Below are 13,628 nucleotides of genomic sequence, written 5' to 3'. Positions count from 1 at the left end.
TTAATACATGGAAACATTGACTAATCCACTTTCAGACAGGATAAATAAATTACAGACATCTGCCACTTTAGCGATGGCTGCAAAAGCTCGTGAACTACGTGCAGAAGGCAAAGACGTTATTGGCTTAAGTCTTGGTGAGCCAGACTTTAATACTCCAGATTTCATTAAGGATGCCGCAATACAGGCGATTAATGATAACTACAATACATACTCTCCTGTTGATGGTTATGTAGAATTAAAAGATTCTATTATCACAAAATTTAAGAGAGATAATAATCTCACTTATGATCGCTCTCAAATTGTAGTTTCTACAGGGGCAAAGCAATCTCTGTACAATATTGCACAGGTATGTCTTAACCCCGGTGATGAAGTGATACTACCTTGTCCTTATTGGGTAAGCTATAGCGACATCGTGCAACTCGCAGAAGGTGTTCCTGTAGAAGTACCAACTTCTATCGACTCTGATTTTAAAATGACTCCAGAGCAACTTGAGGCAGCAATTACACCTAATACTAAAATGCTTTGGTATAGCTCACCTTGCAACCCAAGTGGTTCTATTTACAGCAAAGAAGAATTACGTGCTTTAGCAGACGTACTTCAAAAGTATCCGCAAATAATAGTTGTTAGCGATGAGATCTATGAGCATATCAATTATGTGGGTGATCATGCCAGCATGGCTCAGTTTGAAGATATGTATGACCGCACGGTTACCGTTAACGGTGTAGCAAAGGCATTTGCTATGACAGGCTGGAGAATAGGTTACATAGGCGCTCCTACTTATATCGCAAGAGCTTGTAACAAAATTCAGGGTCAGGTAACCAGTGGTGCAAATTGTATTGCACAGCGCGCTGTTATTACTGCACTTGAAGCTCCGGTAAGCAAGATACAATATATGGTAGATCAGTTTAAAGAGCGTCGTAAGCTCATTTTAGATCTGCTTAATGAAATTCCGGGATTTGAATGCAACGAGCCTGAAGGTGCTTTTTATGTATTTCCTAATATTTCGTATTATTTTGGTAAAACCCTAAACGGGACGTCAATTTCTAACGCTTCAGATTTTGCAATGTATTTACTTGAAAATGCAAATGTAGCGACTGTAACAGGCGATGCCTTTGGAGGTCCTACTTGTATACGCATCTCTTATGCAGCCAGCACCGAACAAATAAAAGAAGCAATGGCTCGAATTAAAAAAGCTGTATCATAAATGTCTAAAATACTCCTGTTAGGTAGCGGTGAACTAGGTAAAGAATTTGTAATAGCAGCAAAAAGACTGGGGCAAACAGTGATAGCAGTAGATAGCTATGCTAACGCTCCTGCTATGCAAATCGCAGATCATTTTGAGGTTATTAATATGCTCAATGGCGACGCTCTCGATGCTGTGGTTGCAAAACATAAACCTGATTATATTGTTCCCGAAGTTGAAGCAATTCGTACAGAGCGATTTTATGATTATGAAATTGAAGGATATAAAGTAGTACCGTCTGCCAGAGCTGCTAATTTTACGATGAATAGAAAATCTATTCGTGACCTTGCGGCGAAAGAATTAGGACTACGTACTGCAGCATACAGATATGCTTCTTCTCCTGCAGAATTATTTACCGCAGCAGAAGAAATAGGATATCCATGCGTTATCAAACCACTCATGTCTTCCAGCGGGAAAGGTCAAAGCCTCGTAACTTCTGAAGAAGGTATTGAAGCTGCCTGGACCTATGCGCAAAAAGGCTCAAGAGGCGATGTTGCGGAAGTTATTATAGAAGAATATATAAAGTTTGATTATGAAATCACACTTCTAACGGTAACACAAAATAACCTGCCTACCTTATTCTGTGCACCTATAGGTCACAGACAGGAATCTGGAGATTATCAGGAAAGCTGGCAACCAGCCGAAATGAATAATCACGATCTGAACGCTGCTCAGGATATGGCAGAGAAAATTACTGAGTCACTTGGTGGAGCCGGAATTTGGGGCGTTGAGTTTTTTGTAACCAAAGATGGTATTTACTTTTCAGAATTATCACCCAGACCACATGACACAGGAATGGTAACGCTTGCAAACACCCAAAATCTTAATGAGTTTGAATTGCACTTAAGAGCGATCTTAAGCCTGCCTATTCCTGAAATCACTTTAGAAAAAATGGGTGCGAGCGCGGTGATACTATCTACAGTCATCAATGACCATCCTGCGTATGAAAATGTAGAAGTTGCTGCTGTTATGCCTAAAACTGATTTTAGAATCTTTGGTAAGCCTACTGCAAGACCTAACAGACGTATGGGCGTAGTTGTAAGCTATGATGACCTTGACGGTGACATTGACCTTGTGAGAGAACGTGCATTTCAATCTGCTAAGGAAATAAAAGTAGTATAATGAAAATTGAATTGGCAGACATACCGGTAAAAGAAATCATGCCCGGTTTTCACGGAAGATTAATTCATAATACAAATTCTACATTATCGTTTTAGGGTGTAGAAAAAGGTGCAGAACTCCCGGAACAAAGCCATTTTAACCCTGGCGCTGTAGTTGTAATACCACCAAATTCTAACACAGCGGCAAAGCAATCACAGCTTATAAATTACCAGATACATTCTCTCCCGTAAGAGAAGATTACAAATAAAAAAGGCGACTCTATGAGTCGCCTTTTTTATCTAAAATACCCGATTTTTATCCTTTTTTAGGGGATTTTTTCTATTTAAATACGTTATTTCTAGTGAACTTTTAGGTCTGCCGCCAGATGTTCCATGATCATTTCTGCATGAACTCTGGTATTCTCAATAAAGAGTTTACTTGTCTGCATACCAGAATTGATCACTCCGGCCACATAAACATTCTTAAGCGGTGTTTCAAGCGTATCTGGATTATGAATGGGTGATTTATGGTTTTCTTCATCAATAGGTAAGCCTAGCTTCTCGAAGAGTGCATAATTAGGAGTATAACCTATCATGGCAAGTACAAAATCGTTCTCTAGCTCTACTTCGCCATCAGGAGTCACAAGTACAACAGTATTTGGTCGTATCTCCTTTACAATTGTGTTAAAGTAAGCTTTAATTGCGCCTTCTTTGATTCGATTTTCTATGTTAGGTTTAATCCAGTATTTTGTATTAGGATAGATCTCGTTTTCACGAATTGCCATAGTCACCTCTGCCCCTTTATAATAAGTTTCAAGCGCAACATCACAAGCCGAATTTGCCGCACCTATAACTAATACTTTTTGATTTACATAGGGATGTGGGCTGTCATAAAAATGCTTGACTTTTGGCAGATTTTCACCCGGAATGTTCAATTTTCTGGGCGTATCATAAAATCCAGTTGATATGATAACAGCCTGAGTTAAGAAATTCCCTTTTCCGGTTTCAATTATATAATCACCCGCTTCCTGTTTCATTGAGAGTACAGGAGTATATAATTTTATGTTTAGCTTCCAGCTTTCGTGTACACGTCTGTAATACTCAAGCGCTTCTTTACGGGTGGGTTTGTCGTTATGAGCAACAAAAGGCACTTCTCCTATCTCAAGCAGATTAGAAGTTGAGAAGAAGGTCATTTGTTCAGGGAAATTATATAAAGAGTTAACTAAAACCCCTTTTTCAAGAATTATATAATCTAATCCTTTTTTGGTAGCCTCAATAGCACATGCGAGACCTATGGGCCCACCGCCTATAATTATAAGTTGATACTTTTTCACAGTTATTTTTAAGCTTTTGGTTCAAAGAACAAAAAACTCAAAGTTAAGGCAATACTAGTGATTACGCCAGAAAAATGGAGTGAGTAAGATAAGTACGGTAAAAAGCTCAAGTCTTCCTATTAGCATAAGAAAAGAACACCACCATTTACCTAAAGCCGGCAACGCATCAAAATTATTTACCGGGCTAAGAGCACCAAATGCTGGCCCAACATTACCTAATGAAGAAGCAGAACCTCCTAAAGCAGTAGGAAAATCGAGCCCTAAGGCTGCTAAACCGCATGCGCCGATTATCCAAGCAAGCATATAGAGTATAAAGAAAGCTAGTATATTAAACACAATAGGTTGCGGTACCGCTTTCCCATTGTATCTAACGGGTAGAATCGCATTAGGATGAAGCGTACGCTTAAATTCAAGAACGCCGTTACGTATTGTAATTAAGTGACGCACAACCTTTATTCCCCCGGCTGTAGAGCCTGCCGAGCCACCTAAAAACATCAGCCCAAAAAATATAATTGTAAGAAAGGGCGTCCACATAGTAAAATCTGCAGAAACAAATCCGGTTGTGGTTATTACGGAGATCACCTGAAATAAACCATGCCTAAAAGCACTTTCTACTTTCCCCAAGACCATAGGATGATCTATTGATGAAATCGAAACATCTGCTTTAAAAATTATAACAAGTGCAACCAGCAATGTAAATCCTAAAATGAAAGTACTATAGAGTTTAAATTCCTCATCTTCCCATACTCTTTTCAATTTTCCTTTAAAGGCGAAATAGCTCAATACAAAATTGGTACCAGCCAAAAACATAAAAATTATCAGGATGTATTGAATTGCAGGATTATCATTCCAGTGGGCAACACTTGCGTTTTTAGTACTAAAACCTCCCGTAGAAAGCGTGCTCATTGCATGATTTATGGCATCTAAAAATGACATTCCCGCCAGTTTTAACGCTATAGTTTCCGCTACTGTGTACCCAAAGTAAATAAGCCACAAACGCTTGGCTGTATCTGTTATTCTGGGATGCAATTTATCTGCACTTGGTCCAGGAGCTTCTGCTGCAAATAACTGCATACCACCAATTCCCAGTAACGGCAAAATGGCAATAGTGAGCACGATTATTCCCATCCCGCCTATCCAATGCGTTGTACTGCGCCAGAATAGCACTCCGTTTGGCATTGCTTCAATATCATTGAGAATAGAACTTCCGGTGGTCGTATAGCCACTCATCGTCTCAAAGAAAGCATTTGTGAGTGAAGGAATTGCTCCGGAAAAAATGTAGGGCAAACAACCACTTAATGACATGAAAATCCAACCAAAAGCCACTACAATATATCCATCTCTTTTCTGAAGTTCCTTTCTGTGATCACGTGTAAAATACATGAAAACAGTACCAATTAAAATAGTAAGAAATCCTGCTGATGATATGCTCAAAGCGATATCTACATCATCGTAGAAATAACCCACCATAGCAGACAAAAGCATAAAGCCACCGTTGAATACTAACAGCAGCCCCATTAAATGAAAAATAATTTTGAAATTAAGTCTTGGCACCCGGCTTATATAAACATTCGTTCTACCTTATTAATTGAGCGAAGTAAGCAACACACCACAATACGATCACCTACTTTTATGACATAATCTCCCAGCGCAATCACACCCACACCATCTCGCACTACTCCACCTATTGTTGCAGAACGGGGAAAATCAAGATCTTTAATGCGCTTACCTATAACCTGAGATTTTGGCTTAGCAATAAACTCCAGTAATTCAGCATTCATATTGTTAAGCTTTGTCATAGCCACAACATCTCCTTTTCTTATATATCTAAATATGTTATTAGCCGCAAGAAGCTTCTTGTTTATAAGAGTATCAATACCGATGCTATGTGAAAGCTGAAAATAATCCATATTTTCTACAAGAGCGATCGTTTTTTTAACGCTTTTAGATTTCGCCACAAGGCAAGACATTATATTTGTCTCACTGTTTCCTGTTACAGATATAAAAGCATCCATATCATAGATATTCTCTTCTTCTAGGAGCTCTACATTACGCCCATCACCGTTTATAACCAATGTTCTGGGTAGTCTCTCGGCAAGTTCAAAAGCCTTGTCTTTATCTTTCTCAACAAGTTTTACTCTAAAGTTATGTGAGCACAGATCTTTAGCCGTTTTATAACCTATTTTACTACCGCCCAGAATCATCACATTTTTGATCTCCTGCTTCATTTTCCCGGTAAGCTTATAGATTTCTTCCACGCCACCCTTTACAGTCATGAAATAAACCTGGTCGCCTTCTTTAAAAATAGTATCACCCCTGGGTATAAGCGTATATTGGGTGCCAGAACGCTGTATGGCTATGGGCATAAAATGTAGCTCGGGAAATATAAGCGCTGCTTCCTTTACACTTTTGCCTACAAATGAAGCTGTTCGCGAAAGCGCTGTCCCTACCATGGTCAATGCTCCATTTTCAAACTCGTAGCTGTCGTTAAAAGCAGACTGATTAAGCAAAAGTTCTATCTCTGAAGCAGCAAGACTTTCTGGCGAAATAAGCTCATCTATACCAAATTTCTTAAAACCAACCATATCCTGGTTTTCAATAAATTCAGTATTAGATATACGTGCAATAGTGCGCTTTGCCCCCATTTGTTTGGCGAGAACGCAAATAGTAATATTTGTTGTTTCACTTGCAGTTACACTAATGATAAGATCTGTATTTTCTATACGCGCATCTTTTAACACCGCAATAGAAGTAGAATCGCCTCGTATTGTACGTATATCAAGATGTGTATCTGCGTAAGCAATACTATCCTTGTTAATATCTATAAGTGTAATGTCTTGAGACTCGAAGGAAAGTAACTTTGCTAAATGAAATCCTACTTCGCCTGCCCCTGCAATGACTATCTTCATAAAAGATTTTGAACTTGAAACGCTACAAATATACATGATTTAGGTTCACTACCTGAAGATTGCCTTTTCTCACATATTCTTAGATCAAGTACTAAATAGAACAGATGAATATCAACTTGTGTATAAATTGTAAAGCTCAGGTTACTAAACCCTGCGCAGCGATTAAAACAAAGTGAGCTAATCATCAACATATACTATCTTTGCCAGAAATTTTGTTTATGACCAATAATGTTAACCCTTATAAAGATTCTAAAAGCTCAAAAAGAGAACAAGTAGAACATATGTTTGATACGATCTCTAAAGAGTATGATGGCCTTAACCGCGTTATCTCTTTTGGTATAGATATTAAATGGCGCAACAAAGTGGTAGATCTTGTGGCTGAAACCAGACCACAAACTATTCTTGATGTGGCAACCGGCACCGGAGATCTGGCTATAAGTCTTGTAAAAACGGGTGCACAAAAAATTGTTGGGCTAGACATTTCTGCAGGTATGCTTAATGTAGGCAAAGAAAAGATCAAGGCTAAAGGTCACGAAGGAGTCATTGAAATGGTGCAGGCCGATTCTGAAAACCTACCTTATACAGACAATTATTTTGATGCAATTACCGTAGCATTTGGCGTGCGTAATTTTGAGCATCTCGAGAAAGGACTTGCCGAGATCTTAAGAGTTTTAAAACCCGGCGGCCTTTTTGTTATTCTGGAAACTTCCGTCCCTACTAAAACACCTTTTAAACAGGGTTACACCTTATATTCTACTAAATTATTACCTTTAATAGGGAAGATGTTCTCAAAAGATAAAGACGCCTACAAATATTTAAGTGAAAGCGCATCTGTATTTCCTTACGGCGAAAGACTCAACAATATTTTAAGAAAAATTGGGTTTACTAATGTGCAAGACAAGCCACAAACATTTGGCGTGGCTACAATTTATTGTGCATCAAAATAACCGAATGAGAAAAATTGTAATCTTTACCATATTCCTATTTGCATTTCATAATACCAATGCACAAATGTTTTCAAAAGAGCGGGTGGCAAACCTGCAGAATTTTGATAAACAACGCTGGACCTGGGGTTACTTTTTTGGCTTTAACAGCTATGATTTTAAAATAGAATACAAAGAGCCTGCAACAGATATTTATGTTGAAAAGAACACGGGTTTTAATGTAGGCCTCATAGGCGATCTGCGTATCAATGAATATATAAATCTTCGGCTTGAGCCAGGGCTTTATTTCACCACGAGAAATCTTTATTTTCAAGATATTGAGGAAGATCCCATTATGCGTGAGACTAACTCAACATACATTCATGTGCCACTTCTGGTTAAATTCTCAACAAAACGTTTAAATAATTGGAAACCATTTGTAGTAGGCGGCGTGTCTTTTTCTAATAATTTATCGAGCAATGAAGATAATCCCGATGACAATTATGCCGGTCAATTTAGGATGAAAACAAACACGTATTATTATGAAGTAGGTTTTGGTATAGATTTTTATCTCTATTACTTCAAATTTACACCTAGCATACGCGGGGTATTTGCTTTAAACAATGAACTCGTTCCAGACAAAGCGCCTGAAAGTCCATTTACAAGCAATATTGACAAATTATCTTCGCGTGGTGTTTTTATAAACCTCACTTTTCAATAGAAAAATCGTTAAAAACGACGCTTAAATTCGCTTAATAAAATAGCTGTTGCCGTCGCGACATTGAGGCTTTCTGTCCCATTAGTACCAAATTGAGGTATTGCAATGCGCTCACTTACTAATTTTTCAACCTCTTTAGAAATACCGTTAGCTTCATTACCCATTACTACAATTGCATTTTGAGGCAAGCTGGCTTCATAAACATTCTCACCATCCATAAAAGCGCCATAAACAGGTGATTTTTCGGTCAAAAATGATGATAAATTGGTGTATTTTATGTGCACACGCGTGAGTGAACCCATAGTGGCCTGCACAACCTTAGGGTTGTAACAATCTACTGTTTGTGGCGAACAAATAAGTTGCTTTACCCCAAACCAATCGCATAGCCTTATAATTGTTCCCAGATTACCGGGATCGCGCACATCGTCTAATGCAAGCTGCAATCCTGAAGGATCTACAGAATCACTTTTCGGAATATGAAAAATGGCCAGCGCTTTTTGCGGTGTTTTTAAAAAACTCACCTTTTTAAGCTCATTATCGGTCAAATGCATGCATAAATCGGCCGGAACATCCTCAAAATAATCACCAGTAGAATAAATACTGTGCAATTTCAAATTAGAAGATAAAAATTCTGAAATACCTTTAATGCCCTCTACTACAAAAAGACCATGCTGCTGCCGGTACTTTTTTTGAGCCAGACTCGTTATTAATTTTATTTGGCTTTTGCTAACCACGCTTATTATGTATTTTTGACGTTACCTTTGAGTAAATCCCAGTTGCAACACTTGCGCACAAAAATATCATTTATTCTTTTAGTACTCTATACGCTTGTAGGCTGCAACGCGGTAAAACGTGTGCCTCCCGGTGATCTTTTGCTTACAGAGAACACTATAACGATAAATGACGAAGAAAATAAGAATGCGCAAATAAATAATATAATCTACCAGCAGCCTAATAATGCGCTGCGCCTTTCTATTTATAATTTAGCACGACCTAACATTGACTCTATACTCAAAGCAAGATTAATAGACAATGATAGCAAGCGACGTTTCTGGACGGCTGTGCTTTCGCGAAAGCAACTTGATAATTACATACACTTTAGAGAAGCTTTTAACCAGACCCTAAAGAACACAGGTGAAGAGCCTACAATAATCTCTCAAAATCTTACACAACGCTCTGCAGACCGTCTTGAAGAATATTACCACAGTAATGGCTGGTTTAATGCCAAAGCTACATTTAATATTAACAGAGACAGTATAGCAAAAAAAGGGACTGTAGACTATGCGGTAACTACCGGAGAGCCTTATAAAATAGACTCTTTAAAAACCTTTATAAAATCTCCTGCTGTTGATTCTATTTACAGAGCTTTTAAAGATGAGTCGACTATAGTTTCTGGGCGGCAGTACAAACGCCTTGACGTAAATGCAGAAATTACCCGACTTACAGATCTCTTTAGAAACAAGGGTATGTTTCATTTTGACAGGGAGTTTATAAGTTTTATAGGTGATTCTGTAAATACAGATCACAAAGTAAATCTGGAGCTTTATATTAAAAACAGGCAAATAAAAGCACAGGATTCAGTTTATGAAGAAAACCTGAAAGTTCATAAAATAAGCAAGGTTAAAGTTTATACAGACTACAGTTACAACGACCGCGATAATGAACTTAGCGACAGTGTTGAGCTTAATAATTATGAGCTCTATGCCTATGATAAAATAAACTACAAACCCCGCTATCTTACAGATGCAATATTTATAGAACCCGGCGATATTTATAGCGATGACTCGCGAAATAAATCATTGATCAGGCTAAGCCAGTTACGCACATTTAGGTATCCTGATCTAAAATACACATCAGACCCGGCAGATTCTACAGGAGATGATCTCATTGCAAACTTTTACCTAACACCTTTACCCAAGTTTAATTTACGTGCAGATTTTGACCTTTCTACGTCAAACATTCAGAAATTTGGAATTGCTGGTGGGGGCTCATTACTTATACGTAACGTTTTTGGAGGTTTAGAAACGTTACAGCTTTCGGCGAGAGGAAGTATAGGAGCTTCTGCTACAGAAGATATTGATAATGATACCAATTCCTTTTTTGACATTACAGAGATAGGCGCTGATCTTAGCCTCACGATACCACGGATTTTCTTCCCTATTCACACCAATTTCATTCAGCCAGAAATGTCTCCTTCTACCAGTTTTACAGTAGGTTTGGGCGTACAGCAAAACATAGGTCTTGACAAGCAAAACGTTACAGGAGGGGTAAATTATAAATGGTCACCCACCGCTACTCGCAATTACAGGTTTGACCTTTTTGATATTCAATACATACGTAACTTAAACCGAAGCAACTATTTCAATATTTACTCAAATAGTTATGATGATCTCAATGAGATAGCAATAAACAACCTTGAGCCTAATAGCCCTTTCTTTGAGGAAGGACAAAGCCCGCTACAGCTTCAAAAACCAGACGGAACAGGTGCGTTTATAAACGCCGTAGAAAATAGAGAGATTGAGCTAACTCGAGATGAGTTTAATCAGGTATCAAATATTGAAGAAAGACGTCAACGCCTTACTGAGGACAATCTTATTCTTGCAACTAGTTTTACGTTTTACAGAAATACACGAATTGGTCTTTTTGACAATGAATTTACCAGCTTTAGGGCAAAATTAGAAGTGGCAGGTAATATGCTTGATCTTATTAGCAGTACAGCAAAACTAGAACGCAATGAAGATGGCAGCTCCAGAATATTAGGCGTGACATTTTCACAATATGCAAAAACCGAACTTGACTTTATAAAGCACTGGGATCTGGGGCATGACAACATTTTAGCTGTCAGGGCATTTGGCGGTATCGCAATTCCTTATGGCAATTCAAACAGCATTCCGTTTATTCGCAGTTTTTTTGGTGGTGGTTCAAATGACAACAGAGCCTGGCAGGCATATCGCTTAGGACCCGGAAGCACAGATAGTCCTAATGAGTTTAATGAAGCTAATCTTAAACTGGCATTCAACATCGAGCACCGTTTTGAAATATTAGGCGATTTTAAAGGCGCTATTTTTGCCGATATAGGTAACATCTGGAATGTACTAGATAATGTACAAGACCCTGCAGCACGATTTACAGGTTTTGACAGTCTTAAAGATATAGCGGTAGGTTCAGGTTTTGGACTACGATATGATTTCAATTTTTTTGTCCTTCGTTTTGACATAGGTTTTAAAACATATAACCCATCACTTGAGGAAGGAAATCGCTGGTTTAAACAGTATAACTTTAGCAAGTCTGTTTTTAATGTAGGTATTAACTATCCTTTCTAGTAGTTTTGGAAGGTCAAACATTATTAATTTATTAATTTTGCATCTTTAATTAAGTAAACAACATCTTATGAGCCATAATATTAAACCGGGTGTAGCAACCGGTAAAGAAGTACAAGCAATTTTTGCACACGCAAAAGAGAAAGGATATGCTATCCCAGCTGTAAATGTAATTGGGTCAAGTACCATTAATGCAGTTCTTGAAACTGCAGCAAAACTTAACTCTCCTGTAATCATTCAGTTTTCTAATGGTGGCGCCGCTTTTAATGCCGGTAAAGGACTTTCTAACGATGGTCAACAGGCCGCTATCGCCGGTGGTGTAGCTGGTGCTTTGCATATTCATGAGATGGCAAAACATTATGGAGCTACAGTTATTTTGCACACAGATCATTGTGCTAAAAAACTTTTACCCTGGATTGATGGTCTTCTTGACGCTAGTGAAAAGCATTTTGAGGCTTTTGGCAAACCGCTTTATAGTTCACACATGCTAGACCTAAGTGAAGAGCCTCTTGAGGAGAACATTGCTATTTGCAAAGAATACCTAAAGCGTATGAGCAAAATGGGAATGACGCTTGAGATTGAATTAGGAATCACAGGTGGTGAAGAAGATGGTGTTGATAACAGCGATGTTGACGATTCTAAATTATACACTCAGCCAGAAGAAGTAGCTTATGCTTATGAGCAACTTAAAGAGGTAAGTGATCAATTTACAATTGCAGCAGCATTTGGTAACGTACACGGTGTTTATAAGCCAGGTAACGTAAAATTAACTCCAAAGATCCTTAAGAACTCTCAGGAGTATATCACTGAAAAATACGATGTAGGTGAAAATACGATTGACTTCGTATTCCACGGTGGTAGCGGTTCTACTGTAGAAGAAATACGTGAAGGGATTAGCTACGGTGTTGTAAAAATGAATATTGACACAGATCTTCAATGGGCTTTCTGCGAAGGTATACGTATGTATTTTGATAAAAATGCTGGTTATCTTCAGGCTCAAATAGGAAACCCAGAAGGAGATGACAGTCCTAATAAAAAATTCTACGATCCTCGTGTATGGTTACGCAGTGGTGAAGTAAACTTTAGCAAACGCCTTGAAAAAGCTTTTGAAGACCTTAACAATGTAAACGTCCTTTAGTTTTAGGAAATAAAGGATTAAGCATTTTAGAAATTAAATACAGAAGGTAATTATGGCTTGGTTTAAGCGAAAAGAAAAAGGAATACAAACTGCCACAGAGAACAAGAAAGACGTCCCTAAGGGATTGTGGTATAAATCACCTACAGGCAAAATAATTGACGCAGAAGAACTCGAGAAGAACTTCTATGTTAGTCCTGAAGATGATTATCATGTACGTATAGGTAGTGAAGAGTATTTTAAAATTCTTTTTGATGAAGGCAAATACAAAGAGCTGGACAAAAATCTTACTTCAAAAGATCCATTAAATTTTGAGGACAGTAAGAAATATGTAGACCGTCTAAAAGATGCTCAGGAAAAAACCGGTTTAAAAGATGCTGTACGTACTGCTGTAGGTAAAAGCATGGGCAAAGATCTTGTAGTTGCCGCTATGGATTTTAAATTTATAGGCGGTTCTATGGGCTCTGTTGTAGGAGAAAAAATAGCGCGCGCTGCAAACTATGCTTTAGAAAATAAGCTACCATTTATGATCATATCAAAATCTGGTGGTGCTCGTATGATGGAAGCGGCTTTATCTCTCATGCAACTTGCTAAAACCTCAGTAAAGCTGGCACAGTTAGCAGATGCTAAACTGCCTTATATCTCATTATGTACAGACCCAACAACGGGTGGTACTACAGCATCATTTGCGATGTTAGGAGATATAAATATATCTGAGCCGGGAGCTTTAATAGGTTTTGCAGGACCCCGTGTAGTAAGAGATACAACAGGAAAAGAACTTCCTGATGGTTTCCAGACAGCAGAGTTTCTTAAAGAACACGGCTTTCTTGATTTTATTACACACAGGAGAGACCTTAAAAAGAAAGTTAACCTGTACATTGATCTCATAACTAATAAGCCAATAAGAAACTAAGTATTTGAAATAGTTATATTTCAAAAAATATGT

General features: G+C 38.1%; 11 protein-coding genes. 7 read left to right on the top strand and 4 right to left on the bottom strand.

Annotated features, from left to right (window positions below; genetic code table 11):
- Positions 1-16 precede the first annotated feature (16 nt).
- Positions 17-1,204, top strand: a complete 1,188-nt coding sequence (locus tag ACH3PA_RS11030; protein ID WP_416446612.1) for a pyridoxal phosphate-dependent aminotransferase — start codon at positions 17-19, stop codon at positions 1,202-1,204.
- Positions 1,205-2,365 (top strand): formate-dependent phosphoribosylglycinamide formyltransferase, encoded by a 1,161-nt coding sequence (gene purT, locus ACH3PA_RS11025; RefSeq protein WP_416444284.1) that lies wholly within the window; start codon positions 1,205-1,207, stop codon positions 2,363-2,365. It begins immediately after the preceding gene.
- A gap of 337 nt (positions 2,366-2,702) precedes the next feature.
- Here purT and ACH3PA_RS11020 read toward each other — a convergent pair whose 3' ends face one another.
- Genes ACH3PA_RS11020 through trkA form a run of 3 tightly spaced genes read right to left on the bottom strand, consistent with a single transcriptional unit; the run spans position 2,703 to position 6,586 of the window.
- Positions 2,703-3,677, bottom strand: coding sequence for a YpdA family putative bacillithiol disulfide reductase (locus tag ACH3PA_RS11020; protein WP_416444286.1), 975 nt, complete (start codon positions 3,675-3,677; stop codon positions 2,703-2,705).
- 54 nt (positions 3,678-3,731) lie between these two features.
- Positions 3,732-5,195 (bottom strand): TrkH family potassium uptake protein, encoded by a 1,464-nt coding sequence (locus tag ACH3PA_RS11015; protein ID WP_416444288.1) that lies wholly within the window; start codon positions 5,193-5,195, stop codon positions 3,732-3,734.
- Positions 5,196-5,236: 41 nt separating this feature from the next.
- Positions 5,237-6,586, bottom strand: a complete 1,350-nt coding sequence (trkA, locus tag ACH3PA_RS11010) for a Trk system potassium transporter TrkA (RefSeq protein ID WP_416444290.1) — start codon at positions 6,584-6,586, stop codon at positions 5,237-5,239.
- A 218-nt stretch (positions 6,587-6,804) separates the two neighbouring features.
- Between trkA and ubiE the strand changes: the two genes are divergently transcribed.
- Both ubiE and ACH3PA_RS11000 read left to right on the top strand, forming a co-directional pair.
- Entirely contained in the window at positions 6,805-7,533 is a 729-nt protein-coding gene (gene ubiE, locus ACH3PA_RS11005) for a bifunctional demethylmenaquinone methyltransferase/2-methoxy-6-polyprenyl-1,4-benzoquinol methylase UbiE (RefSeq protein ID WP_416444292.1), read from the top strand.
- 4 nt (positions 7,534-7,537) lie between these two features.
- A complete protein-coding gene (locus tag ACH3PA_RS11000; RefSeq protein WP_416444294.1) occupies positions 7,538-8,230 on the top strand; it encodes a porin family protein in 693 nt (230 codons plus the stop codon).
- 8 nt (positions 8,231-8,238) lie between these two features.
- Here the strand turns inward: ACH3PA_RS11000 and ACH3PA_RS10995 are convergent, their stop codons facing one another.
- On the bottom strand, positions 8,239-8,961 hold the full coding sequence (locus ACH3PA_RS10995; RefSeq protein WP_416444296.1) for a TrmH family RNA methyltransferase: 723 nt from the start codon (positions 8,959-8,961) through the stop codon (positions 8,239-8,241).
- 51 nt (positions 8,962-9,012) lie between these two features.
- On the opposite strand from ACH3PA_RS10995, the gene ACH3PA_RS10990 reads away from it, so the two are divergent.
- The 3 genes from ACH3PA_RS10990 to accD all read left to right on the top strand — a co-directional run bounded on the left by ACH3PA_RS10990 (position 9,013) and on the right by accD (position 13,595).
- Positions 9,013-11,550 (top strand): BamA/TamA family outer membrane protein, encoded by a 2,538-nt coding sequence (locus ACH3PA_RS10990; protein ID WP_416444299.1) that lies wholly within the window; start codon positions 9,013-9,015, stop codon positions 11,548-11,550.
- Positions 11,551-11,617: 67 nt separating this feature from the next.
- Positions 11,618-12,685: a class II fructose-bisphosphate aldolase gene (fbaA, locus tag ACH3PA_RS10985; protein WP_416444301.1), complete on the top strand. Its 1,068-nt coding sequence runs from the start codon at positions 11,618-11,620 to the stop codon at positions 12,683-12,685.
- 52 nt (positions 12,686-12,737) lie between these two features.
- A complete protein-coding gene (gene accD / locus ACH3PA_RS10980; RefSeq protein WP_416444303.1) occupies positions 12,738-13,595 on the top strand; it encodes an acetyl-CoA carboxylase, carboxyltransferase subunit beta in 858 nt (285 codons plus the stop codon).
- The last annotated feature ends 33 nt before the right edge of the window (positions 13,596-13,628 follow it).

The sequence above is a fragment of the Leeuwenhoekiella sp. A2 genome, from assembly GCF_047946655.1.
GTDB lineage: Bacteria > Bacteroidota > Bacteroidia > Flavobacteriales > Flavobacteriaceae > Leeuwenhoekiella.
The sequence above is the reverse complement of the archived record's forward strand: the minus strand, read 5'-3'. Positions and strand labels throughout refer to the sequence as shown.